The following is a 24,611-nucleotide window of genomic DNA, read 5'->3' on the forward strand; positions in this document are numbered from 1 at the left end:
GTATTTTGTGAAAATCATACTGAAGTACATCATCACCAACGTTAAGGAACGCAAGCTGCGAAGCGGTGTCATGCTGCTGTCCATTCTTATTTCCACCACGCTTCTGTTCATATCCTTTTCCATCGGCGCATCCTATGAAAGCGCCCAGAGGAAAATGGCGCGGGGGATGGCCGGGAGCGCAGCACTGTCCGTATCCTCACCGTCCGGCGCCGTCACTTCCCAGGACATTCCGGAGCTGCCAGCCATTGGAGCGGCGGTTGGCATATTGAAGGGATCTGCCCTTTACCATGAAAATGGTTATTATGAAACCATCGATCTCATTGCCGCCGATCTGCCTTCCCTTAACAAAATCAATCCGCCGCGCCTGACGGAAGGCGGGGAGCTTTCCGATTTTCGGGGAGACCGTATCCTGCTGCCGGATCGCTTTACATCAAAGTACGGCATTCAAACGGGGGATGATTTTTCCCTGTGGATAGAAGGGACTCCGGTAACCCTTAAGGTTGCCGCAATCGCAGCCTACGACACCGTTTTCCTGCGGCACACAAGAGGCGCCACCGCGCTTTTGCCTATGGAAACGCTGGCCTCTCTTACCGGGCAGACAGAAGGCTTCAGTGAAATCCTGATAGCGCCTGCAGACGGCGTTTCAGCAGCGGCGCTGAAGGAAGCGCTGGCCGTAGCGCTGGCAGACGGCCTTCAGGTCACCGAAACTGTGAAGGAAGCGCAGATTGCCGCGGACGCCAGACAAAAGTCCATGCCCTTTTTCCTCATAAGCTTCTTTTCTCTTACCATGAGCGTTTTCATTATTTACAGCAGTTATAAGGTGATTACGCTGGATCGTCTGCCGGTCATCGGAACCTTCCGCAGCATCGGCGCAACACAGAAAACAGTCACCCGGATTCTTCTGCTGGAAAGCATGCTGTATGGCATTATGGGTGGTCTGCTGGGCATCCCTGTGGGAATCGCATTGCTGCGGCTGATTTTACAGGGCATGGGACAATCCCTTTCCCAGGGAATCGAAATCCCTGTCATCGTTTCCCCGGCCGGCATCCTTCTCTCCTTTGCCGTGGCCGTTGTTGTCTCCCTGTTAAGCGCCTGGCTTCCCATACGGCGTGCAAGCCGTCTTCCCGTGAAGGAGGTGGTTCTTGGAACTGTGGATGAGGCACGATCTTCCCACCGTTTTATTGCCGTGGGCGGCGTGATCCTGTTTGCCATTTCCGCCCTTCTGCCCAGGGCTGTCACGAAAGACCTGCTTTATCCGGCCGGCGGTTTTTCCCTGCTGGGCCTCATTGCCTCAGCCATTCTGTTCGTACCTCTTTTTACCAATCTGGCCGCGCGGGGAATGGAGCGTCTGTATGGTGCGGTTTTCGGAAACGAGGGCAGGCTTGCCGCCCGGAATATGAGAGACAACAGGAATACCACGCAGAATATTACACTGCTCTTCATCAGTATTTCCGCTGTAATTGCCATTCAGGTGGTGGGCGATTTTGTGACCGCCTATGTGAGCGATGTCTTTAACGGCGCAGAGCTTCAGGGCTTTGCAGACGGCCATATGGATCCCGCTTTTGTGGAGCAGGTGCAAAATATGGAGGGAGTGGAAAAGCTTCTCCCCCTCTATGTCTTTGAAAACAGTATTCAGGCCGGAAAAACGGTCAGTCCTGATCAGGAAAACAATATAACCTTTACAAGGCTGGAAGGAACCGACAATCCTGACTGGTACTCCTCCATGTTTGCGCTTCATTATACAGAAGGCCAAAGGCCGGAGGCTTCCGTTTTTCAATCGGAAAGGACCCTACTTTTGAGTGAAAGCTGTATGGAACGCAGCGGCTTTTCCACAGGCGATATAATTACGCTGTCGGATGGAAACGCTTCCTATAATTATAAAATCGCCGGCAGCTTTAAATCCCGAGCCACCGACGTGGAGGCCGTCATTTCCTCCCGCTGGGCGGCAGATGACTTCGGCGCTTCCTCCTATGATTTTCTTGCCTATACCGCCGCCGATCCGGATGCCGTTATGGTGCAGATCCGGGATCTCTTCGGCAACACCTCCAACTGGAGCCGGACCGTAGAGGAGTTTAATACCGACGCCCTTTCCACAGTGGGAGCCTTTCTGCAGCCCATGCACAGCATGACCTATTTCATCCTGCTGCTGGCCGCTGTGGGCGTTATCAACAATCTGCTGATTAACTATATGCAGAAACGGCGCATCACGGCCATGTACAAATCCGTAGGGCTGAGCAACAGGCAGAACATGAAAATGACACTGATTGAAGGCTTTTCCTCCGGTTTGATCGGCGCGATCATCGCCATTGTTGTTTCTTACCTGGAGATACAGACCATTTTTCTTGTGGCAGGCCCGAAAATATCCATGTCGCCGCACCTGGAAATTTCCACCTTCCTGTCGGCCGGACTTATGGGAATCGGGGTAACGCTGCTCGGTTCAGCCGTCCCTATCCTGAAAAGCCGCCGGATGAAGCTGGTGGAGGAAATCAAGTTCGAATAACTGCCGGCCGCCAGGAAAGACAGGGAAAAAATAAAATTGTATACAGGGACACTATATTCCAGCATTTTAATATATTTTAGAATTTTCTTATATTTTAAACAGAAAGGAAAGCTTTTATGAAAACATCAACAGAACGCATTGCCGTGGAAGGTAAGCATATCAGAAAGGATTTTCAGCTGGGAGACAGTACCACAAGGGTGCTGAAGGACATTTCCCTGCAGGTCGCCCGGGGAGAATTCGTTTCCATCATGGGGCCGTCAGGCTCCGGAAAAAGCACGCTGCTCTATATTTTAGGAGGCCTGGACGCCCCCACGGCCGGCTCCGTCCTTCTGGACGGGATGGACATCTCCCATTTTACCGATGAAAAAATGAGCCGGCTGCGGCGTCAGAAAATCGGTTTTGTTTTTCAGTTTTATAATCTGATCCCCAATCTGAACGTGGAAGAAAACATTCTGCTCCCTCTGCTGCTGGATGGCAAAAAGGCAGTGGATTATCAGGACAGGCTGGCACAGCTGCTGGAAACCGTCGGTCTGTCCGACCGGCGCAGGCACACGCCCCGGGAACTCTCCGGCGGCCAGCAGCAGCGTGTGGCCATCGCCCGGGCGCTCATGGGCAGCCCTGAAATCCTCTTTGCCGACGAACCTACAGGGAACCTGGACAGCAAAACCGGAGAGGAAATCATGGCTCTGCTCAGTGAAATCAACAAGGAACAGCACCAGACAATCATCATGGTAACCCACTCTCCCAAAGCGGCTGAAAGCAGTACACGGATCATCACCGTGCAGGACGGAACGCTTCTGTGCTCCTGAGGATCTACAGCAGGAAATGCCCTGCAATACCGATAAGCGTGCCAAGCACAGCTGACATGATAAGCATGGGCGGAGCAGACTTCTTATCCTCCTCGGCCACCATGATAATGATGGGCAGAGCCATAGCCAGTCCGGTCACTCCGCCCTTCAGCCACCAGGCCAGACCGAACAGGTCAATATCCAGGATGACAAAGGGAAGAATGAAATAAAATACGAAGGCCGAGGCAATGGAATGCCTGTCCAGCTTCATTTTAATCATGGGCAGAATATCTATGGCCCCGGCAATCATTCCGATGAGACAGGTAAGTAAAAAAGTTTTAGGTCCTGTGGATCGTTATGCAAAATACTGCTGTCCTTTTCCCCTATCCGCCAAATCAATTCCTGTAACAGCACAATAAATTCCTCATTTGCCTCCTGATACTCCTTCATGTGGGCATGATACCATTCCCGGTTGTTGTTTCCGGCCAGGCCGGTCAGATAATCCAGAATAATCCCTGTGTTCATAAACTTCCTCCTATGTTTTTATGTTTGTATAAGCTTCGGCTTTTGCAGGAGCTGCCCAGAAGATATGACAGGGCGGATTCTGCATCGGTTCCCGTGCTTATAATTTTTCCTCCTGTATTGTTAGACTGCGCGGCGGCGTCCGTGTGACAATAAATTTGTCTTTTTTAAAAATTAAGAAATTTGTGCAGTATTATTTAATTTTCCTGTGCGAAAATGAATTTAATAAGATTAATCTTGAATTTGATACGATTAATTTGGATGACTTTAAGGAAGTGACTTTAAGAAAGAAGGCCGGGATATGTTGAATTCTAAAAAATTGACACAGGGATTGCTGATTGTATATCTTGCTGCTTTGATTTGGATTATAATCTTTAAAATGCAGCTGTCTTTTCAGGGGCTGCCGCATCTGAGAAATATCAATTTAATTCCTTTTGCCGAATCGATGGTTACAAACGGGAAAACAAACTACAGCGAAATCATCAACAACGTAGCGGCATTTATCCCTTTTGGTATTTTCATGGGTATGTTGTTACAGGGCCAGGCTTTCTTTAAGAAAGTTGCGCCCGTATTTTTGACAAGCCTGGCCTTTGAGGTAATCCAGTTTGTCTTTTCCATCGGTGCAAGCGATATTACCGACCTGCTCGCAAATACTTTCGGCGGCCTTATTGGGATTGGGTTCTTTTTCCTTCTGGAAAAAATATTCAAAAGGAAAACGCTGAAAATTCTTAACCTAATCTGCCTGACCGGAGGAATTATTTTAGTTTCGTTTATTGGACTTTTGGTGCTTGTGAATCTATAATAAAAAATAACTACAATATATAATTACAGGAGGCAAAATATGCAGACTATTGTTATACTATTAGAATCCGGAAAACTCATAAATCCGGATTTGGACCTGCGTTACCTGATTCCCGATCGAATTGGGGAATTGACGGATGGATCCATTCAGGATAACGGATATGATTACATCGATTGCAAAGGTTCCGGCCCTCTTTTAGGAATCTGGCTTGAAACCGTGGACGCCGCCCAAAGCTGGCCGGCCATAGCAAAACTTTTTCATGAAGAGAAGTTTTCCGATAATGATCTTTCCCTTTCGGCAGAAATCTATATTAGCGAAAAGGAAGCGGCTGACGTGGAGGATTGTACATTAGTATATCCTTTATGAATATCCCCTGATTTCAGGCAATCCATCAACGCCCATTCTGAACCGACACAGATCTGCTGCACCTATATATATGAGCATATCTGCGACCGTCTGACGATGGAATTCCTGGCAAAGCAGACCGGCTACAGTCCGGAGAATCTCTCCAGAAAATTCTGGGAGGAATTGGGGGACTCGCTCAAGGCTTACATTCACACATCAAAATTTAACATGCCCAGCTGCTTCTGACACCACTATAATGCCTGTCAGCGATATTGCCCCCATTTTCCCCATTCCGTTATTCTTTGTCTTCTGCTTCTTCGTCCGCCCATACTTCCTTCGCCATCCTGAATGCCGCCCAGGCCTTGGGCCATCCGCTGTAGAAGGCCAGCTGTGTGAACACCTCCGCGATTTCCGTCCCTGTAATCCCATTTTCCTTCGCGGTTTCCAGATGATATTTAAAAGAAGAATCAATCATCCCGCTGGTCATCAGAGCGGTTACCGTAATCAGACTTCGGTCGCGCAGCGACAGCTTATCCTCACGACTCCACACCTCTCCAAATAATACATCATCATTCAACTGGGCAAACTTTGGTGCAAATTTCCCAAGAGCATCCCTACCTGCCGTCTGTTTTTCCATTGTTACTCCTATCTGCGCTCTTTAACGCGTATTTTCCCTTTTTCATCTCATATCTGAGAAAATCCATACGCTCCAGCTGCCTTTCGCGGAAATGGATTTCATCCAGGGCCTTGCTCCGCTTGGCATCAAGCATTTTCATCCTCTCGTTTTCCGTGGACTCTCCGGCAAGCATCAGTCTCATATAGCTCTCCACCTCTTCCGGGCTAAAACCGATATCATGCAGCGTCATAATCATTCCAAGGCGCTCCAGATCCTGGTCGTCATACTGCCAGTCACCCATTACCTGTCTTACCGCCCCGCACAAGCCCCAGCTTTCATATTCACTGAGGATTCCCGGCGGAATCCGGTAACGTTCGCAGACTTCCGATTTTGTCATATCCTCACGCCTCCTCTCCCATTGGTTCTTTTCTGATACATTTTTTCACATGCCTGATAAATGCCGCCGTTGCCGGCGAAAACACCTGGTTTTTCTTCCATGCCAGCACCGAACCGGTTTCCAGGCCGGGGGAAAGCGGTACAAAGCATAAATTGTCATAGCTGCTTTCCAGCCTCAGCGTCAGCGCCTCTCCCGCTCCTTTATCCACCATCATGGCCGTATTATAAAGAAGGTTATGGGTAGAAAAAATATCTATCTGATCCGCATATTCGCCAAACCAGTTTGCCAGCTCATTTTGCACCAGTCCCCGGCCCGATGCCATCAGCGGCCGGCCAATCAGATCCTCCGGCCGGACTTCCTTTTTTTGTGCCAGCGGGGAATCCTTCCGCACAAGAATCCCCCATTCCTCCTTTAATGGCATGCGGATAAACTCATATTTGCCGATATCCACAGGCTCCAGCAGCAGCCCCATATCAAGAAGTCCCTGCTCCATCCTGTCCTTGATATTGTCCGCGTTGCCGCTGAAAATATCGTATTGTATCATAGGATATTTTTCCCGGAAGGAGGAAAGAAGCTCCGCCAGGCAGCCGCTGCTTCTCAGTTCCCCGCTGCCGATGGCAATTTCACCGATAATGCTCTCCTCCTCGTGGGAAACCTCCCTTTTTGTTTTTTCCGCAAGCCGGAGCAGCTCCTGTGCCCGGCGCTTCAGCAGCATTCCTTCATCCGTCAGAATAATGCTGTGGCTGCTGCGTTCAAACAGCTTTACCCCCAGCTCCTCCTCCAACTGCATCAGTTGCCTGGAAAGCGTAGGCTGGGTCACGTGCAGAAGCGACGCGGCCCTGGTGATGTTTTCTTCCCTTGCAGCCATCAAAAAATAATTCAGTACCCGAAGCTCCATATCCGCCAATCCCTCCCGGACGAAAGCCTGTCCGTTCCCAATCGCCTTACTCTGTGACTGCCCTCAGGCATCGCATATCCTCCTTAACCCTGCAGCCGCGCGGCAAAATCCGCCATTGCCTCCGATATTTTTATCTGCTGGGGACAGACTGCCTCACAGCTTCTGCAGCCGATGCAGGCGCCGGGCTTTTTCTCTTCCGGCACCACCATCAGCGCCATCGGCGCAATAAAGCCTCCTCCTGTAAAGCAGTGCTCATTATACAGCTCCAGAAGGCCGGGAATATCCAGCCCCTTCGGGCAATGACTCACACAATAATGGCAGGCGGTGCAGGGCAGGGCAATCTTTTTTACCATACGGTCCGCCACTTCCAGCAGCGCAGCCATTTCCTTCTCATCCAGCGGCTTATCCTCTTCAAAGACAGCGATATTTTCCTGCATTTGCTGAAAATTGGACATTCCGGAAAGCACCATGGTCACCCCGGGGATTGACTGAAGGAACCGGAAGGCCCATGCGGGAATCCCCTCCTCCGGGCGAAGCCCCTTCAGGACAGCGGCATTCTCATCCTCCAGTGACGCCAGTTTTCCGCCGCGCAGAGGCTCCATGACCCAGACAGGGATATGATGCTCCTTCAGCAAATCGACCTTTGCCCTGGCATTCTGGAACGACCAGTCCAGATAATTGAGCTGGATCTGGCAGAATTCCATATGCTCGCCATAAGCGTCCAGGAATCGCTTCATAATATCATAGCTTCCATGGGCGGAAAATCCCAAATGACGGATACGCCCCTTTTTCTTCTGCTCCATCAGGTAGTCGAAAATACCGTATTTTTCATCCAGATAGGCATCAATATTCATTTCACATACGTTGTGGAACAGATAAAAATCAAAATAATCCACTCCGCATTTTTCCAGCTGTGTTTCAAAAATGCTTTCCACCTTGTCCATGTTGGATAAATCATAGCCCGGAAATTTGGTGGCCAGATAAAAGCTTTCCCTGGGATACCGGCTCAAAGCCTCCCCTATCACGGTTTCGGAATTACCGTCATGGTAGCCCCATGCGGTATCATAATAATTGATGCCATGCTCCATGGCATAAGCAACCATTTCAGCAGTTGCTTCCTTATCGATCTGCGCGTCATTTCCATCAATCACGGGCAGACGCATGGCCCCCATACCCAGGGCAGATAACTGTAAGTCCTGAAATTCGCGGTATACCATTTTTTCTTCCTCCTGTTTCTTTGCAGTTTCGCCGCCTGCTAATCAAATTGAATGCTTCCTTTTCTGTTTTTATTGTAAATTCACTTTATGCCAAAGGCAAATACTTAAAAATAATACATAGTTATACCTTTTACGAATATCTCCGCCAGCCAGCCTTTTCAAGCCAACGATCCAGCCATCCATTCTCCCGTAAATACCATGCAAAAAACGGTACCAGAGCCTGCTTAAACCCACAATACCGTTTTCGTTATTTTTGCATTACTGCTTCCCATACACTGCAATTTCCTGCTGCTGCCTGGAATCATACCCTGCCGCCGCTTCTTCCGCGCTCATTCCCCGGCAGACCTGCTGGCTCAAATCCCGCACCGTATCCCATACGTTAAAGTGCAGACGGAAATCCTGATTGGGAATCTGCCCGCCGCCGGCCACGCATGCAATAATCGAATCCGACTGGGGGATATCCGGTGCTGTGGCATTTTGGGAAGAGGATATCTTTCCAAGGCTTGCAGCAAAGGAATCCAGCGTTTCCGTCTGGCCCAACGCTTCAACGATGGCAATGGCCGCATCCAGATGCTCCGAACCCGGATTGACTGCAAGACGCTGATCCGCGCCGACCACGCAAATGGAACCGTTTTCCAGCACCGGCAGAGGCGTCATCTTTATTTCAAACGGATAGCCTTCAAAAGTGACGCCCCGATAAAGCGCGCATATGAAAGCACAGTTTTCTTCCGCAAAAAAAGCCTTTTCTTCATCACTCAGGGGCACGATGCCGAGCGTGCCTTCCGGATCCATATAGCCCCGATCGATCAGCAGCCGGAGAAAGCTGAAGCCTTTTTCCATATACTCGCTGATCGCCGTCTCCCCGTTTGACAGTGCCTCCAGCTTCTTTTTTGAATCAGCCTCCTGGTAAACATCATAAAGTCCTGCGCACATCACCGGCACCGTCAGGGCAAAATCCTTGTTCGCCCCATATGGAAGTATTCCGTTTTCCTTCAGAGTCTCACACACATTCAAAAATTCCTCCAGATTTTCCGGGACCTCCAGGCCGTACTCTTTCAGCATGTCCACATTCCAGACAAAACCGAAACAGGTATATGTAAGCGGAATGGAAAATACCTTTCCGTCATAGGTGCTCTGTATCAATGCATCATCTGACAGGTTCGACACACATTTCAGATCCGACATGTCGTAGATATACTCCTTATCATCAAACTCCAGCACATCCTCTGCCGGGATGAGGTATAAATCATCTGCGGTCCCTGAGGCCAGGCGCTTTAGAAGAAGCTCCCGGTATGACAACCCCTCTTCCGCATAATAGCCCGCAGAATCACTGTAAAGAGTTATGTTGGTGTTCCCGTCCCGGTTCAGCACCTTCCTGCAGCATTCTTCGATGGCCACAGAAACCGTTTCGTTTTGTGTAAACAGCTTCACAGGCGTTTCCGGAATGCTTTCGTCCAGATACACCTCCGGAGCGGATTGTTCCTTTCCGCAGCCTGCCCCCAGGAGAGCGGTTACCAATACAGCGCACAGAACACTTTTTCCCATCTTTTTCCCATTCATCACATTTCCCCTGATTTTCCCGTATTTAAAAACCGCCGGAGCGTGCTGTACAACTTGTCCAGCTCCACTGGTTTTCCTATATGTGCATTCATTCCCGCTTCCCTGCACTTGTTAATATCTTCCTTAAAAACATCCGCAGTCATGGCAATCACCGGAATCATGGCCGCATCCTCCCTGCCTGAATCCCTGATCGCTCTTACAGCCTCCAGTCCGTCCATTACCGGCATATTTACATCCATCAGTATGAGACGGTAATATCCGGGGCTGTTGTTCAGATAATAATCCAGCGCCTCTTTTCCATTTTGTGCGCTGTCTACCACAGCGCCGCTGTTTTCCAGGAGCTCCACAATGATTTCCCGGTTCAGCTCATTATCCTCCGCTGTCAGGATTCTTATCCCCTGCAGGTTCTTGTAGACCTGTTCCACCGCCGCAGGGCCATTATTAACCCAATTGGCGCGCACACCGCTTTCCTGGAGTATCAGGCCGATGCTTTCGCAGGCATCCCGATCATCATCCACGATAAGCGCCGAATAACCGGACAGCTCCGGGAATTCCTCCACCTGCTGCACCGGCAGCTTCAGCGGAATTTCCACCGTAAAACGTGCTCCCTCATGCTCCCTGCTTTCCACGCTTATCAGTCCGCCCATCAAATCCACAATACTCTTTGTGATCGCAAGCCCCAGTCCCGTGCCGGGGACCTGGTTCATCCTGCTGTCCTCCGCTCTTTCAAAAGGCAGGAAAATACGCTCCAGGAATGCAGGACTCATGCCAAAGCCGTTATCCTCTACCACAAAACGCATCCTTATGGTATCCGACTCCATCGGCAGCTCTGAAATCAGCAGGCGGATTTCACCACCCTCCTGCGTATACTTCACCGCATTGGACAACAGGTTGAGCAATATTTTCTGCAAATGCAGCGTATCGCTGATTACCGTGTCATGCTCCAGAATCCGTGACTGCATCCGCAGGCTCTGCCCCTTCTTATCCATATCAGGCTTGATAACGGACAGAAGGTTTCCAATCAGGCTGGGAAGATGCACATTTTCTTCCTTGAGGCTGATCCTTCCGCTCTCGATGCGGGACATGTCCAGTACTTCGTTAATCAGAGACAGCAAATGTCCTGATGCCGCCGTAATTTTGTTCAGACATGACTCTACCTTTTCCCTGGCATCCAGATTCTTTAAGGCGATATTCGTCATTCCTATAATTCCATTCATAGGAGTCCTGATGTCATGGGACATGGAGGAAAAAAGGCCGTTCTCGCGCGGTTGCTGTTCTGCGCCTGCGTCAGGGCATCCGCCAGCTGCTCCCGCATATCATGCTCGCTGGTCGTCTCATGAAATACCGCCAGATACTGTCCGTAATCCGCCGGTATCAGATGGACCGCAATCCAGCGTCTCACCTCATTTGGTCCGCTTCCTACCATGGACTCCCTTGTAATCTGCTCTCCAAGCGTCCCCTTCAGGAAGCCGTTCCTGGCCTCATCCTCCCGGGACATGCCGCTGGCATCAAACACCTGTCCGGGCCTTTCCATTACCTGCTGCGAGGTTATGCCAAGAAGCCCCGGCAGGTTATCCGACACCAGCTCCACCTTCTGCTGCTCCGGCGTATACAGCATAAATGCAAAATCAATATTCGCCGAAAGGTTCCCGAACAGCTTCTCCCGGTACTCCTTCTGCTTTACATCGGCCTTCATAGACTGTCTGCCCGCCAGCAGTGCTGAAATGGAAATTCCTCCGATAAGGAGCAGGCAGAACATACAGCACAGCATACAGATGATGGGCGTAGCCTCCTGCTGAAGGATCGAACGCGGTTTAACCGTGAGAAGATAACAGCCCTCTGGCGCTTCTACAGGAAGGAAACCCAGCAGGGACTTCTTATCTTTATATACGATGGTAAGCGTTCCGCTTTTTTCTTCCTCCATTACCTGACGGAGCGTCTCCCGGACGGCATCTCCATTCCCCTGTTCTCCCAGATAGCTGAAAATGTCTTTTTCCCCTCCCGTTCCCCGGGAGCTGATAATGAATTTCCCATCGCTGTCCACTACAAAGGCGGAACCCGCCCCATTATGGAAGGTAAACAGGGTAGGAAGGTTATAATCATTGACAATCCGATCCGCATATACGGCCCCTACCTGCTTTCCATCCCTGATTACAGGGGACTGGTAGGTGAGCTGAAGCCGCCCGCTGGAACCGTAATAGGGGGCTGAAATACCGTTCTTCCCCTGAGAAAGGGATATCTCATCAAACTGAAAATCCGAGGCATAAATGGTATTTCCCTTACTGTCTGTTCCCTTCCCATCCATATTTATATATGAAAATTGATAAAAATCCGTAAAATCCGTATATTTACACAGCGTCTTCCCAACCATGTCCTCTTCTTCAAGGGCAAGCAGGTCTGCAAGGGTGTTTAACATTTCCTGATCCAAAATATCCTTATGATTAATTATTACAAAAATAATAAAAAATCTGCGGCGCCTCCGGCCGCAGATTCTATTTTACCGTACTTTTACTCCTTATGCAGTTAATAAATATGTATCCGTCCCGCTGCTGTTTCAGCAATTTGATTCCATACGCGCTCTGATGCAGTTTTCCAGCATATCCACTGTTTTCTCAATTCCCAGCCTGCTGCTGTTGATGGAGAAATCATAATTTCTGGAATCTCCCCATTTGCCTTTGCAGTAATAATTATGGTAGGATTTCCTGTTCCAGTCCTCCCGCTTCATCATACGCCTGGCTTCCTCTTCGGATACGCCGTAGACCTTTCTGATACGCTCCGCCTTTACATCCGGATCTCCCAGGACAAATATGGTAACCAGGCCGTCGAAGCCCTTCAGAATCGTTTCAGAGCATCGGCCCACAATGACAAAGGATTCTCCTGCTGCGGCTTTCTTTTTCAGGTAATCAAACTGCATATTGGCAAGATTCTCCTGCATGGAATTGGAATATCCCCTTACCGTTCTGGAAAAAAGCCTGTTCTTCGGCCGTTCATCATACTTTTTCAGGCTTTCGTGAGAAATCTCCTTTTCCTCAGCAATGTGCTCCAGCAGGTTATTATCGTACAGCGGAAGCTCAAACCGTCTGGCCAGCTCCTCTGCAATCACATGGCCGCCGCTGCCGAATTCACGTCCTACGGAAATAATCAACTGTTTCCCCATAACACTTCCCCCAAGCTTAGTAGAATTCCGGCAGCCGAAAACTGCCGTTTCTTTTATTTTAGCATTTTTACGGTTAATGGCAAGTGCATTTCTAACTGCCGGCCTGAAAACTGTTAATGAGTGGCAGCCCTGATATATTCTTCAAGCATCGTCACCGTGCCGTCAATACCCAGCCTGCTGCTGTTGATGGAGAAATCATAATTTCTGGAATCTCCCCATTTTCCCCTGCAATAGTAATTATGATAGGTTTTCCGTTCCCAATCCTCCCGCTCCATCATATGCAGGGCCTCGTCCCTGGAAACGCCGTATACCTTCATCACACGCTCCGCCTTCTTTTCCTTATCCCCCAGGATAAAAAAGGAGATAAGGCCGGGAAAGCCCTTCAGCTTTGTTTCAGCACAGCGGCCTACCACCACAAAGGATTCTCCGCTCTCCGCCTTTTTTTTCAGATAATCGAACTGCATATACGCAATGTTTTCCTGCGCGGAGTTGGAGTAACCCCGGACCGTCCTGGAAAGCGGCCTGTTTTTAGGCTTCTCGTCATATTTTTTCAATTCTGTATGATCTATATTTTTCTCCTGCGCAATATGTTCCAGAAGATTGTTGTCATACAACGACAAGCCGAATCTTTTGGCAAGCGCTTCGGCAATTACATGGCCGCCGCTGCCGAACTCACGTCCCACGGAAATAATCATCTGTCCGTCCATCAGCCTCTCCTTCCTAGAAATATCTGACATAAATACACAGCATGGAGATCAGCACCACGAGAATGGTAGCCGGCGCCGCATATTTACAGTATTTTCCCCAGCCAATCATATGTCCTTCCTTGGCCGCCACGGAAATTCCCACAACATTGGCAGAAGCGCCGATGGGCGTTGCGCTGCCGCCGATATCGGTTCCCATAGCCAGCGTCCAGGCAAGCACGGAAAGATCCACGCCCTGTGCCGCCGCCAGGCTCCTGATAACCGGCACCATTGTAGCAGCAAAGGGGATGTTGTCCACAAAAGCGCTGGCAATGGCTGAAACCCACAGGACGATGGCGATCATGAGCATGGCGTTGTCACCGCTTATTTTTGCAATAAAGCCGGCGATCAGCTCCAGGATTCCGGTCTGTTCCAATCCGCCTACCACAATAAACAGGCCGATGAAAAACAGGAGTGTCTTATAATCAACCTTTTTCAACAGGATTACAGCCTCCCTGCCCGCCGTAAGAAGGGTCACCACGCCGATAAAAGCGCCTATGGCCGCCACAGTCAGCCCTGTCTGTGCATGTGTGATAAGGAGCGCCACCGCACAGGCAAAAATGATACAGCTGATGATGAAATCCTTCTTATTTTCGATGGCATCCCTGGGATCCGGATAGGATACCGTCCCTTTTCCCGCCGCGCTCTGCCCCAGCTCCTTCCGGAAGCAGAAGTAAAAATAAGCAATGGTAAACACCAGGGCGATCAGTGCAATATAACCTGTGTTTGTAATAAAATCACTGAAAGAATATCCCAGTGAGGTTCCCACAATAATATTTGGCGGATCCCCGCACATGGTGGCGGAGCCGCCCAGGTTGGCGCAGAAAATTTCCGAAATAATCATTGGAACCGGATTGAATTTCAGCAGACGGGCCAGCTCCACCGTGGCCGCCGCCAGAAATAAGATTACCGTAATACTGTCAATAAACATGGCCAGGATGCTGGACATTACCATAAAAGTAATAAAAAGCGGAATTGTCCGGTACTTTACAGCCTTTGCAATACGCAGGCACAGCCAACGGAAAAAGCCTGCCCTTCCCATGCCTTCCACCATAATCATCATTCCTGTAATAAAAAGAATCGTCGCCCAGTTAATTCCGGACGAGGATTCCGCCGCTTCCTTTGCCTGATACCAGAAGCCCGCCGTAAAAAAATCCCTCAGCGCCAGTGTGTTCCAGATTGCCGGCATGCTGTGCATGCTCAGGCCGAAAACCAGGACGATCATCAAAAGGCCGCATCCCAGGGATACAAGGTGCCGTTCAATTTTTTCCGACACAATCAATCCGAACATTGCCACAAAAATAACAACAGCTAATATCTGTGCTATAGTCATGTCCTATCTTCCTCCTCTTTGCATATTCTGTCTTTATAATTTTGCAAGCCGGGACGGAACCGCTCAGTTTCGTCCCGGCTTGTTATTATATTACAAAAAAACAAGGTTGGATATGGCAAAAACTTACAAGCTTTTTCTTCATTTTTCTACCGCAGACTGCATATAAAAATACCTTACACGCTTAAGAATCGTGATTTTGCGCTGTTTTTTGCGGATTCCTTCTTTTTTCAGGCAGTGTTAACATTTTGCTAAAAATTCTGCAAGTCTTAAACCGGGCTTTTATGTATATAATGAAAGAAAAACCGGAATCAGACACATGAACAAACTTGAAAAAATCAAAGGGCTGACGGGGGTGCTTTTTCTGTTTGTCCTGGCCTTCCTTGCAGGCCGTTTTCTGGCGAAGGCCGTGGACACCAGAAGCACAATGGCGCCGGCGGTCCTGCCTGCGGAAGGGAACTGGGGACTGAGCTTTCAGGAGGACGGAAAACCGCCGGTTGCCAATGCCACCTATGAGGAGCTGGCGAAATATGATGCCTTTTACGCGGAAAATACACAGGATAAGGTTCTTTATCTGACCTTTGACTGCGGCTATGAAAATGGGAACACGCCGGCAATCCTGGATGCGTTGAAAAAGCATAACGTAAAGGCAACCTTCTTTGTGGTGGGAAATTATCTGGAAACCAGCCCGGATCTGGTAAAACGGATGCTGGCAGAGGGGCACATCGTGGGGAATCACAGCTACCATCACCCGGACATGTCCCGGATGGACAAAGACGCTTTTGCCAAAGAACTGGGAGATTTGGAAGCGCTTTATGAACAGACCACAGGGCAGCCGATGATGAAGTTCTACCGGCCGCCCCAGGGAAAATACAGTGAAAATAATCTACAGATCGCAAAAGATTTGGGCTATAAAACCTTCTTCTGGAGCCTGGCTTATGTGGACTGGGATCAGGATAAGCAGCCGACCCACGAAGAAGCCTTCGATAAACTGCTCAAAAGGGTACATCCCGGCGCCATCGTGCTGCTTCATAATACCTCAAAAACAAATGGTGAAATACTTGATGAGCTGCTCACAAAATGGGAAGGGATGGGTTACAGCTTCCGTGCCCTGACAGAGCTGCCCGGGGTGGGAAACAGCTGATGGACGGCAAAAGGCCCGCTTCTTTTCTTACAGGTCTGGCTTCCTGCCTGAAAAGAAGCGGGTTTTCCACCATCCATTTTTGCTTTGATGCTTTTCGGTGCTATTCCTGTGAAGCACTATCCTCCACACGCACAATCCTTACATCGTACTTTGCAAGCATATCTCCCGCCTTTACCGTCTCCCCGGTCAGCATATCCATATGGCCTGCGAGAGCGGGAGGAACCGGCAGCGCCTTATCCTGGAAATTTATCACAAAATAGAAGCTGCATCCATCTTTTTTCCTGCAAACCGCCTCGAGTCCGTCCGTTCCTTCAAGCACTGGTTTTACCTGTGAATCCGAAACGGCGCTTTCCAGGATCTTTTCAAGCCCTTCTTCCATTCTTGTTCCTATATAATAGGTTGTACCGTCACCATACCTGTTTTTTGTCACAGCAGGCATATCCCTGTAAAAATCCTGACCATATCTGGCAAGACATTCGGCGCCTTCCAGATGCATAAGCTCACATAACAGTCCGCAGGAGGCTTTTGTGCCGTCCTGGAAAATCACCTCATTTGACTGCTTCGGTGAAAGCGCATCTATTTCCTCCACCCACACGCCGGCAAGGGTTCTCAACGGCCCGGGATAGCCTCCCAGGTAAACATTATCCGATTGATCCACAATACCGCTCATATAGGTGGTGACGAGCACGCCGCCCTGCTCCACGTATCTCTCAAGCGCTTCCTTTACCCCTTCCTTTACCATATAAAGCACAGGGGCAACCACCATCTTATATCTGCCGAAATCCGCATCACAGGGGATCATATGTACCGCAATATTTCTGTCATAGAAGAACTGGTAATACTGCTGAATCTGATCCACATAGGTCAAATCCTCGGACGGCCCGCTTGTATATTCCAGCGCCCAGTAATTATCCCAGTCAAAAACAATTCCCACCTCTGCTTCATTTACGGCTCCCAACGTGGCATTGCCCAGCTTCTCCAGCTCTGTCCCCAGCTGCTTTACCTCCCGGAATACCCTGGTATCCTCCGTCCCCGCATGAACAATGACCGCGCCATGGAATTTTTCACAGGCCCCTTTGCTGCGGCGCAGCTGGAAAAACTGTATGGTATCCGCTCCCCGCGCCAGCGTCTGATAGCTCTGCGCCCGCATCTGACCCGGACGTTTCAGGGAATTGTATTGCTGCCAGTTCTGCTGGCTGGGCGTCTGCTCCATAAGCATGAAGGGAGCATCCTTCAGCCCGCGCATCAGATCGTTCCTTAATGCCGTATAGCTCCAGGGCGTATCATAACGGGGATAATTGTCCCAGGAAACGATATCCATCTCCTTCGCCCATTTAAAATAATCCAGCCCTTTATAGGTTCCCATCAGATTCGTCGTGATCGGCGTTTCCTTATCATAACGGCGGATGGCATCTCTTTCCATAGTAAAATTGGCCAGTATGCTGTCCGACATAAAACGACGGTAATCAATGGAAATTCCTGCAAATGCGGTTTTGCCAGTGCCTATCCCCTCGCTCAGTGCATTAGGCAGCACGATTTCATCCCAATCATAAACGGTGTGTCCCCAGAATTCCATGTTCCATGCCGCGTTGAGCGCTTCCAGCGTTCCGTATTTCTTGCGCAGCCAGACACGGAAAGCCTTTTCGCAGTGTTCACAGTAGCATTCCCCGCCATATTCATTATTCACATGCCAGCAGGTGACGTGAGGATTGCTTCCATAACGTTCGGCCAGTCTGGATGCCAGTGCCTCTGCGTATTTCCGGTAGATTGGAGAGTTGGGGCAGGCGTTGTGTCTCTGGCCGAATTTATGCTGTCTTCCTTCATAATCCGTCCTTGCCACCTCCGGATAGTTCTTTACCATCCATGCCGGAAGCGACGCTGTGGATGTGGCAAGCACTATATCATCATCCTCACGGCTGAGCATGTCCACAATATCATCCAGCTGTTCAAAATCATAGGTCTCCTCCGAAGGCTGAAGCCTTGCCCAGGAAAACACATTCACTGTAGCGCTGTTAATCCGCGCATCCCTGAAAATCCGCATATCCTCATCCCAGATTTCCCTGGGCCACTGGTTCGGATTATAATCCCCTCCGTATAAAATTCTCTTAAATTTTCCTTCCATCCTGTCTTTCCCTCTCTTTACACAAATTTACATTGCCGCAGGACTCTTCCCCCGGCTTTACTGACATTATATTATGGATGGACAACGGGATGTGTAACATGTTAAACTAAAAAATATAACATTTCGAAACAGGAGAAAAACCATGCCGATCATTTTCAGGAGCGCGCCTGTCAGCGAGCCTTTCACTTTTGATTCCGTAGGCAACCACTGGAGCCAGGAAAGCGTACGGCGCCCCAAAGGCTATCCGCTCTACCATTATCTGCAGACGGGAAAGGGCTGCGGGCGAATTGAAATCCAGGGAAGAAAATATCTTCTGAATGAAGGGGAGGGCGTTCTTATCGCCCCTTTTACAGCGCATGCCTATTCCGGCAAAACAGACAGCTGGTTTACCCTTTTTGCCACCTTTGCCGGGACAATAGAAAGCAGTATTGTCACAATGTTGGGAAACAGATCCGTCATTTTTATTGAAAAAGATCAGGGCGCGCAAATCGCTGCCCTGATCCGGGATGTGATGGAAAAATATGAAAATCCTCCGGTAGATGAAAAATCCCTTTCCGCCGACTGTTACCGGCTGCTGATGTATTTCGTGGACGGCGTATATACCCGTGACCTGATTAAAGACCCTCTCTATGAGAAATATTTGGCTCCTGTGGTAAAAGAGATCGAAACAAATTACGGGCAGGAGCTGACAGTGCTGGATTTAAGCCGTCAGGTTTTTATCACCCCTCAGTACCTCTCCCGTCTGTTCGGCCGCTTCCTTGGTTGTTCAGCCTATGAATACCTGACCGTTTACCGGATCAATAAGGCAAAGGAATTCCTCCTGACCTTTCCGCGAATGAGCGTACAGGATATCGCACAGAGAGTGGGCTTTACCGATGCCAGCCATTTCATAGCCAGCTTTAAAAAAATGACCGGGCTTACGCCGCTGGAATTCCGGAAGCTGAATTAATTCCGTCCGTTTTCCCGGAACCACGGCAGCCCCATTACAAATGCTTACCAGCTGCGAACCCCTATAATATGCAGGAAACGCGACTTTTGGTAGATATACGTATCCAGCGGCCTCATATAGGCGTCATAGGTATGAGCCGCCACATAAATACGTCCTCCCTCCACGGCGACAATTACCGGGCTGTGATAGTACCCGTTCTGGTTTCCCAGCTGCACAATATCTCCGGGCACTGCGCCTGCGGCGTCGGTTGCCGCGGCATATGGCCCGACGGATTTATTACCTGTAAGAAAATTATAAAGATACTGCACTCCTGTCCAGCTTGGCGAGCGGTCCGAGCTGCTGTTATAGTACCAGCCCGTCACAGGCGTATAATTCATGACGCCGCTCCCCGCATAGATACACTGGGAGGCAAAATTGGTGCAGTCCCCTCCCAGCTCTTCAAAATTATAGTATCGTGGATTTCTTCCAAGCGCCCATTGCTTCGCATATTGCAGCGCCGCCTCTCTGCGGTATTCCATTTCCTTCAGCATGCATTTACCCTGTTTTTTTACTTTACAATATAATATACTGTTATGGTGCTGATGCTCCTGATCCGTAGAATCTGCCAGTGCTGTCCGTAAGATATTGATTCCGGAGTACCAGAAGAACAAATTATAAAATCAGCCGGATGTCCGTTTTATTGGCGGACCTGTAAACTATAAATCCAATCAGCGTTGCCGCCAAAATAACAATCGCCCGCAACAGGACATCCGCATTTGGGGCAAAAAGAAGCTTCTCCGCTTATCTCTGATCCACATTTTGAACATTTAATTAATGCCATAGAATTTATCTCCCTTATGTACTCTTATTATTTTTCTGTCTTCTTATACGTTATCCGGCTTCTTTTTTCGTCCTCCTCAGCAAAACCTTTCCGCAATAGGTACTCTTTTGAACCTTGCCGGAAATTTCCTGTCCGCACTCAGGTACCTTAATCATAACCATAAATAATTCCCCTTCATATGGCAACATGTACATCATAAACTGAATTATACCTATCCCTTTATACAAAGTCAATCAAATCAGACCCTGTTCCCCTTTGGTAAAATAAGGCTGAATCGCCTGCTGCTTTCTGCTTATTATTTCTCTGTATAATTGCGCTGTCATTATCATTAAAAATATTTAAAAAAATCCGTTGCCATAAACAATAATTACTTCTATACTCATAAAGGCAAAAGCATTTCAGTCAGATGATTTTCAGGAAAGGCAGAAACAATGGAAGATTTTCTTTTTTATAAAATGGACAGCACCTGCATGCCCGTAGTTAAATTTACAAATAAAGTGAGCGTAAAACCGCCTCACATCCATATAAAAAGACAAACAGAAGAATTCATACTTTATTTTGTGCTTTCTGGGGAAATGTATTTGAAGGAAGGGAGCCGCGAATATGCGCTGAAGCCCGGTGATATGCTCATCCTGGATCCTCATCTGGTACACTGCGGCACAAAGGCTTCCTCCTGTACGTATTTTTACATACACTTTTATCATGATCGGATGACAGAATGCTCCGGACCGGAGGAGCTGGTAAAAAACGAGCTTGTCAGCAGCCGTTTTGCCGCGCTTCAGACAGATGAATGCACCATCCGCAAGAATCCGGCTTCCCCCATTCTGCTGCCAAAGCACATGCATGTCGGCCAGCCAGGCGCTGTAATGCAGCTGACGGAACTGCTGGAACAGATCAAGGCTTCCCACTACAATCATCTGGAGCATTTCCAGTTGAACACCGGATGCCTGTTTCTGCAGTTTCTCATTCTTCTGTCACGGGAACTGACCGATTCCTGTCTGTATGAAGAAAACTCCGGGCTTACAGGCCGTTCCACACGGATTATCCATGATATCCTTACTTTCTTCCAGAGCAGCTATACGGAGGAAATTACCAGCGCCCTCATCGAACAGAAATACGGCTGTAATTATGATTATATCAACCGTTTATTCAAAAAAGCCACAGGGAAAACGATCCTTGCTTACCTGAATGAGCTTCGGATTTCCAAAGCCAGGCAGCTGCTGTCCGACGGCACCAGCAGGATTTCCGACGTGGCAGAAAAGTGCGGATTCAGGGATATTTATTATTTTTCCAGGGTATTCAAGAAATACACTGGCACTACGCCCGGCGCTTATTCCAGAAAATACGGCCTGTCCGGCAAAAAAATGCCGCTTGCCCGAAATATGTCCGTACCGCGGGAATAGGTATTATCCGGCGCTTATACATTATACGCACTTTCCCGCTTTCCGCTTTGGCTCTCCAAGCAATTCCCTGACTTCTTTATTGGTGATGCAGTACATTTTGGCAATCCTCTTCAGATCTCTGCCCTGCCTGTGTTCCTCTCTGATATCGGCAGCATTCCATTTGTGCCTGACCGGGGGATTCATAAACTTTTCCAATGTATTTACTCCTTTAAGGGTGTCTCTATTACTTAATGATATCGCTTGTATCTATAGTATATCTTATTGTATTAACAACACCAATACAACGTGAAACATTTTTTATTTTATTCGACACTGCGATAAACTGTCGAACCTTGTCGTCACGATTACTGATACCCTTATGTCAAGCCCACGACAAAAATAGTTCAACTAATAAAATCTGCCTTAATTACACAATGGCAGATTTTATTACATAGATTATTCTAAATTGAAAAACTCTTCTGGTTCAACTACCACTATATCAGCTGATAGATAATCCTTTTTATTTCTGGTTATAATATACGATACTTCTATATTTTGAGCCGTAAAATATTGTACTGCATCCTCAAAATCGTTCCAGCCAGATTTAAGCGCTGCCAAAATTTCTGTTTCTGACACTCCCGCTACAGAAACAATTTGTAATAGCCTTTCCAGCAAAGAACAAACTTTATTCTTATCTCTTATCGTTTTATTTGCAAGATAATATATATCGGTAATCGCAGATGCTGAAACATAGCCTTCTATAACTTTTGTAGCTGAAAGATCAATTACTCTGGCTGACATTTCACAAAATGGTTGTCTGTTCAATAATAAATCTAATATTATATTTGTATCAAATATTACTTTCATATTTTCTCAGACGCTCCTCTTTAATTTGCTCTATAGTAATATCAGAAATAGGAATACTCCCCATTAAAGATTGTGTAATTTCAGAAAGACCGGAAACATCCTTGCTTTCCTGAATCGAACCCTTCTGATTATCATCGACTGGCAAGACAATAATCTCTAATTTTCTATTCATTAATGTATCTGGCAGCTGCATAATTTTCATTAGGCTACTTGCATCAACAATTTTTCTTACAAATTCCATATGGTACCTCCTCAACTATTATAAAAGCTTCAGTATCATGACTATAGTATAATAAACTACTTCTATTTATGCAATCCCAAGTATTTTGTATTTCCAACAGCACATTTGGGAATATGTACGACATTTTTCGATACTGCTTTAATCGTATTCAAACGAGTTTCATCGAATTATGTCGTCATTACCTCCTCCACCCTTATGTCAAGACCACTAAAAAATTCTTAACTATTCTTTATCTATATTAAATTTAAAATTATCTAAAGTTGCGTTTGCATAGCTTCTAATATCAATTCCGGCAACTGTCCCTAACTTATACAATTCATCCAAAATAATATAGAAAAACGCTAAAACTGTTTCCTCACCAGAAGCATGCAATAGAGTGAAGAGCTGCCCTTCAATTTCAGTGTTGTTTTTTATATATCTGGCAAACAACTCATGTTCATGTCCTCCAACGGGAATAGATTCAAAAAGATCATATATCCTCGGATTATGTTGACGGAGGGAGGTGCAATATGGCATCTGATCAAAAGGTATGCATCCATAATTCAAATAGAGATTAGATAAGCCACCACATTGTTCGTTCCAAATCTGCCACTTAATAACTCTATTATTCATCTTGTGAAGTAGATACCGTAAAATATTTGTTCCGGGCTTTCCGCCAATAATTATATCTCGACATTTATCTAAGAGTTCACATATTTTCGTTGATTGAGCCCTTACAGTAATTTGAAGCTTAACGTAGTCGTAGTATTCCTGTTCATTACTTACAAGTTCTGTCAAAGACATTTTAACTGTAGAGAGAAAATGCATCAAATCCCTATACTCATTAGAACTGGCACTATATTTAACCCGCGGCCCAAAAATCTCAGATAAGTTTTCCCATTCGCAAGGACGGATGGATATCTCGTAGCCGATTTTCTAAAACATCCAGATTATATGTCCCTTTACACTCAATTTTGTTTTTAAGGTTATTCCTTATTATATCAAATATTGTTTTAAATGTCGTGTTTTATACCAAATATTTAGTAATATATTCGACATTATATTATTCTATTTTTTAATTGGATTCAGGCTTATTTTGTCGGATCTTGTCGTCGCAACCTCCGTCAAACACTTGCATCATAGACCAAAGCATATTGCTTACCCGGAACTGTATCATCTTCCCGCAGGGATTATCTCACATGGCGGCGGTGCGCAATGGGCGCTGAAAAGTTATAAAGCAATGGTAAACGACACGATAGCAAATGCGCTGGAAACAATTCAATGCAGGGTAATCCCCTTTGATTCCGAATGGAATACCGGCATTTCTCTTCCTATCTCCAAAATCGAGGAAACAGACAGCATCTTCCCGGTTCAGAAATACGACTGGAATTTCATAAGGCAGAAACTGGAGGAATACATTGAAATTGTCCTGCGGGAAGCACTGTAAGCGCTATGAAAAGCATCTTTCTAATTCATAAAATATCTTTACAAAAGCAGCTTTGGGAGGTAGCATAAGCCTAACACAGACATACTGCCTCCCGGAATGCGCCGGCAGCTGTTTCATTTCAGTGAAGGATAAGGAGAGTTTCTATGACAGAACGAGAAAAAATGCTGGCCGGAGAGCTGTATGACTGCAGGGACAGCGAATTGTTAAACCAATGGCACAAGGCCAAAAATCTCATGCGTGACTACAATCTCACCGATACCCGGGATGTGGAAGAAAAGGATAGGATTTTATCGGAACTGCTTGGCGGCCGCGGAAAAAACCTGTGGATCACCGCTCCTTTTTATGTGGATTACGGAAACAACATTTATTTTGGAAACAACTGCGAGGTGAATTTAAACTGCACCTTCCTGGACTCCAATAAAATTATCATCGGCGACAACGCCCTCATCGCGCCGAACGTCCAGATTTACACAGCCTTCCATCCAACCAGCGCCAGGGAAAGATTCGGCGAGCCAAAGGCTGACGGCTCCTTTGAATTCTGCAAGACCCGGACAGCGCCGGTTATCATTGGAAACAAACACACCAATGCTTCGGACGCCGTATAAAAATGCGGCGGCGTCATGCTCCATATTGCCCATACTGCAAAAAGAAACGGCATATTTCACGCCGTTTCTTTTTGTGTCCGCCATGCTGCTTTCGTCCTGCTTTTTTGCCCTGCTTCTTCCGGGACAATATTCATCTGTTCATCCCGAAAATATCTGCAACAGAACCTTATCTTTTTTCTC

General features: G+C 47.6%; 27 protein-coding genes and 1 pseudogene. 9 read left to right on the forward strand and 19 right to left on the reverse strand.

Features of this window, described 5'->3' with window-relative positions; all coding sequences use genetic code 11:
• Window positions 1–7 precede the first annotated feature (7 nt).
• The gene (locus FYJ45_RS18680; RefSeq protein WP_276892596.1) at window positions 8–2,500 is read left to right on the forward strand and encodes an ABC transporter permease; all 2,493 of its coding nucleotides are present in this window, start codon (window positions 8–10) and stop codon (window positions 2,498–2,500) included.
• A 116-nt stretch (window positions 2,501–2,616) separates the two neighbouring features.
• On the forward strand, window positions 2,617–3,309 hold the full coding sequence (locus FYJ45_RS18685) for an ABC transporter ATP-binding protein (RefSeq protein ID WP_154466534.1): 693 nt from the start codon (window positions 2,617–2,619) through the stop codon (window positions 3,307–3,309).
• A 4-nt stretch (window positions 3,310–3,313) separates the two neighbouring features.
• On the opposite strand, the gene FYJ45_RS18690 is transcribed toward FYJ45_RS18685, so the two are convergent.
• Window positions 3,314–3,568 (reverse strand): hypothetical protein, encoded by a 255-nt coding sequence (locus FYJ45_RS18690; RefSeq protein ID WP_235930885.1) that lies wholly within the window; start codon window positions 3,566–3,568, stop codon window positions 3,314–3,316.
• Between the two features lie 26 nt (window positions 3,569–3,594).
• Window positions 3,595–3,813: a DUF2461 family protein gene (locus FYJ45_RS18695; RefSeq protein WP_154466538.1), complete on the reverse strand. Its 219-nt coding sequence runs from the start codon at window positions 3,811–3,813 to the stop codon at window positions 3,595–3,597.
• A gap of 298 nt (window positions 3,814–4,111) precedes the next feature.
• On the opposite strand from FYJ45_RS18695, the gene FYJ45_RS18700 reads away from it, so the two are divergent.
• Complete coding sequence (locus tag FYJ45_RS18700) at window positions 4,112–4,612, forward strand: VanZ family protein (RefSeq protein ID WP_276925030.1); 501 nt, start codon at window positions 4,112–4,114, stop codon at window positions 4,610–4,612.
• A gap of 39 nt (window positions 4,613–4,651) precedes the next feature.
• Complete coding sequence (locus FYJ45_RS18705) at window positions 4,652–4,978, forward strand: hypothetical protein (RefSeq protein WP_154466540.1); 327 nt, start codon at window positions 4,652–4,654, stop codon at window positions 4,976–4,978.
• A 274-nt stretch (window positions 4,979–5,252) separates the two neighbouring features.
• Here FYJ45_RS18705 and FYJ45_RS18710 read toward each other — a convergent pair whose 3' ends face one another.
• From FYJ45_RS18710 to FYJ45_RS18750, 10 genes are all read right to left on the reverse strand, one after another.
• On the reverse strand, window positions 5,253–5,594 hold the full coding sequence (locus FYJ45_RS18710; RefSeq protein ID WP_154466542.1) for a carboxymuconolactone decarboxylase family protein: 342 nt from the start codon (window positions 5,592–5,594) through the stop codon (window positions 5,253–5,255).
• Window positions 5,572–5,970 carry a MerR family transcriptional regulator gene (locus tag FYJ45_RS18715; protein ID WP_154466544.1) on the reverse strand — a complete coding sequence of 133 codons (399 nt, stop codon included), beginning with the start codon at window positions 5,968–5,970 and terminating at the stop codon, window positions 5,572–5,574. The genes FYJ45_RS18710 and FYJ45_RS18715 overlap by 23 nt, the downstream gene beginning before the upstream one ends.
• Window positions 5,971–5,974: 4 nt before the next feature.
• Window positions 5,975–6,868, reverse strand: a complete 894-nt coding sequence (locus FYJ45_RS18720) for a LysR family transcriptional regulator (RefSeq protein ID WP_154466546.1) — start codon at window positions 6,866–6,868, stop codon at window positions 5,975–5,977.
• 83 nt (window positions 6,869–6,951) lie between these two features.
• The gene (locus FYJ45_RS18725; protein WP_154466548.1) at window positions 6,952–8,085 is read right to left on the reverse strand and encodes an aldo/keto reductase; all 1,134 of its coding nucleotides are present in this window, start codon (window positions 8,083–8,085) and stop codon (window positions 6,952–6,954) included.
• A 258-nt stretch (window positions 8,086–8,343) separates the two neighbouring features.
• Window positions 8,344–9,645 carry an ABC transporter substrate-binding protein gene (locus tag FYJ45_RS18730; RefSeq protein WP_235930886.1) on the reverse strand — a complete coding sequence of 434 codons (1,302 nt, stop codon included), beginning with the start codon at window positions 9,643–9,645 and terminating at the stop codon, window positions 8,344–8,346.
• The gene (locus FYJ45_RS30835) at window positions 9,645–10,862 is read right to left on the reverse strand and encodes an ATP-binding response regulator (RefSeq protein WP_235930887.1); all 1,218 of its coding nucleotides are present in this window, start codon (window positions 10,860–10,862) and stop codon (window positions 9,645–9,647) included. Before FYJ45_RS30835 ends, FYJ45_RS18730 begins: the two co-directional genes overlap by 1 nt.
• Complete coding sequence (locus tag FYJ45_RS30840) at window positions 10,859–12,073, reverse strand: cache domain-containing protein (RefSeq protein ID WP_235930888.1); 1,215 nt, start codon at window positions 12,071–12,073, stop codon at window positions 10,859–10,861. The genes FYJ45_RS30835 and FYJ45_RS30840 overlap by 4 nt, the downstream gene beginning before the upstream one ends.
• 126 nt (window positions 12,074–12,199) lie before the next feature.
• On the reverse strand, window positions 12,200–12,802 hold the full coding sequence (locus FYJ45_RS18740) for a cytidylate kinase-like family protein (protein ID WP_021637081.1): 603 nt from the start codon (window positions 12,800–12,802) through the stop codon (window positions 12,200–12,202).
• A gap of 113 nt (window positions 12,803–12,915) precedes the next feature.
• Window positions 12,916–13,509 carry a cytidylate kinase-like family protein gene (locus FYJ45_RS18745; RefSeq protein ID WP_154466550.1) on the reverse strand — a complete coding sequence of 198 codons (594 nt, stop codon included), beginning with the start codon at window positions 13,507–13,509 and terminating at the stop codon, window positions 12,916–12,918.
• Window positions 13,510–13,522: 13 nt separating this feature from the next.
• Window positions 13,523–14,878: an ArsB/NhaD family transporter gene (locus FYJ45_RS18750; protein WP_154466552.1), complete on the reverse strand. Its 1,356-nt coding sequence runs from the start codon at window positions 14,876–14,878 to the stop codon at window positions 13,523–13,525.
• A gap of 316 nt (window positions 14,879–15,194) precedes the next feature.
• Here FYJ45_RS18750 and pdaA point away from each other — a divergent pair, with 316 nt between their 5' ends.
• Window positions 15,195–16,019: a delta-lactam-biosynthetic de-N-acetylase gene (gene pdaA, locus FYJ45_RS18755; RefSeq protein WP_102289215.1), complete on the forward strand. Its 825-nt coding sequence runs from the start codon at window positions 15,195–15,197 to the stop codon at window positions 16,017–16,019.
• Window positions 16,020–16,119: 100 nt separating this feature from the next.
• On the opposite strand, the gene FYJ45_RS18760 is transcribed toward pdaA, so the two are convergent.
• The gene (locus FYJ45_RS18760; protein WP_154466554.1) at window positions 16,120–18,141 is read right to left on the reverse strand and encodes a beta-galactosidase; all 2,022 of its coding nucleotides are present in this window, start codon (window positions 18,139–18,141) and stop codon (window positions 16,120–16,122) included.
• A gap of 142 nt (window positions 18,142–18,283) precedes the next feature.
• Here FYJ45_RS18760 and FYJ45_RS18765 point away from each other — a divergent pair, with 142 nt between their 5' ends.
• Window positions 18,284–19,090, forward strand: coding sequence for an AraC family transcriptional regulator (locus FYJ45_RS18765; protein WP_154466556.1), 807 nt, complete (start codon window positions 18,284–18,286; stop codon window positions 19,088–19,090).
• 44 nt (window positions 19,091–19,134) lie between these two features.
• Here FYJ45_RS18765 and FYJ45_RS18770 read toward each other — a convergent pair whose 3' ends face one another.
• Window positions 19,135–19,617: an amidase domain-containing protein gene (locus tag FYJ45_RS18770; RefSeq protein WP_334293768.1), complete on the reverse strand. Its 483-nt coding sequence runs from the start codon at window positions 19,615–19,617 to the stop codon at window positions 19,135–19,137.
• Window positions 19,618–19,766: 149 nt separating this feature from the next.
• Window positions 19,767–19,910, reverse strand: coding sequence for a zinc-ribbon domain-containing protein (locus tag FYJ45_RS33235; protein WP_154466558.1), 144 nt, complete (start codon window positions 19,908–19,910; stop codon window positions 19,767–19,769).
• 431 nt (window positions 19,911–20,341) lie between these two features.
• Here FYJ45_RS33235 and FYJ45_RS18780 point away from each other — a divergent pair, with 431 nt between their 5' ends.
• Window positions 20,342–21,313: a helix-turn-helix domain-containing protein gene (locus tag FYJ45_RS18780; RefSeq protein WP_154466560.1), complete on the forward strand. Its 972-nt coding sequence runs from the start codon at window positions 20,342–20,344 to the stop codon at window positions 21,311–21,313.
• A 21-nt stretch (window positions 21,314–21,334) separates the two neighbouring features.
• Here FYJ45_RS18780 and FYJ45_RS29700 read toward each other — a convergent pair whose 3' ends face one another.
• The 4 genes from FYJ45_RS29700 to FYJ45_RS18795 all read right to left on the reverse strand — a co-directional run bounded on the left by FYJ45_RS29700 (window position 21,335) and on the right by FYJ45_RS18795 (window position 23,207).
• Window positions 21,335–21,508 (reverse strand): hypothetical protein, encoded by a 174-nt coding sequence (locus FYJ45_RS29700; protein ID WP_195841884.1) that lies wholly within the window; start codon window positions 21,506–21,508, stop codon window positions 21,335–21,337.
• 240 nt (window positions 21,509–21,748) lie between these two features.
• Entirely contained in the window at window positions 21,749–22,159 is a 411-nt protein-coding gene (locus tag FYJ45_RS18785) for a PIN domain-containing protein (protein WP_154466562.1), read from the reverse strand.
• Entirely contained in the window at window positions 22,143–22,400 is a 258-nt protein-coding gene (locus FYJ45_RS18790; RefSeq protein WP_154466564.1) for a hypothetical protein, read from the reverse strand. The genes FYJ45_RS18785 and FYJ45_RS18790 overlap by 17 nt, the downstream gene beginning before the upstream one ends.
• Window positions 22,401–22,622: 222 nt before the next feature.
• Window positions 22,623–23,207, reverse strand: coding sequence for a hypothetical protein (locus tag FYJ45_RS18795; RefSeq protein ID WP_235930895.1), 585 nt, complete (start codon window positions 23,205–23,207; stop codon window positions 22,623–22,625).
• 268 nt (window positions 23,208–23,475) lie between these two features.
• Here FYJ45_RS18795 and FYJ45_RS18800 point away from each other — a divergent pair, with 268 nt between their 5' ends.
• The gene (locus tag FYJ45_RS18800; RefSeq protein WP_154466566.1) at window positions 23,476–23,826 is read left to right on the forward strand and encodes a hypothetical protein; all 351 of its coding nucleotides are present in this window, start codon (window positions 23,476–23,478) and stop codon (window positions 23,824–23,826) included.
• A gap of 143 nt (window positions 23,827–23,969) precedes the next feature.
• A pseudogene (locus tag FYJ45_RS18805) lies at window positions 23,970–24,401 on the forward strand (maltose acetyltransferase domain-containing protein); the annotation flags it as partial.
• Between the last annotated feature and the right edge of the window lie 210 nt (window positions 24,402–24,611).

The organism is Eisenbergiella porci (assembly GCF_009696275.1).
GTDB lineage: Bacteria > Bacillota > Clostridia > Lachnospirales > Lachnospiraceae > Eisenbergiella > Eisenbergiella porci.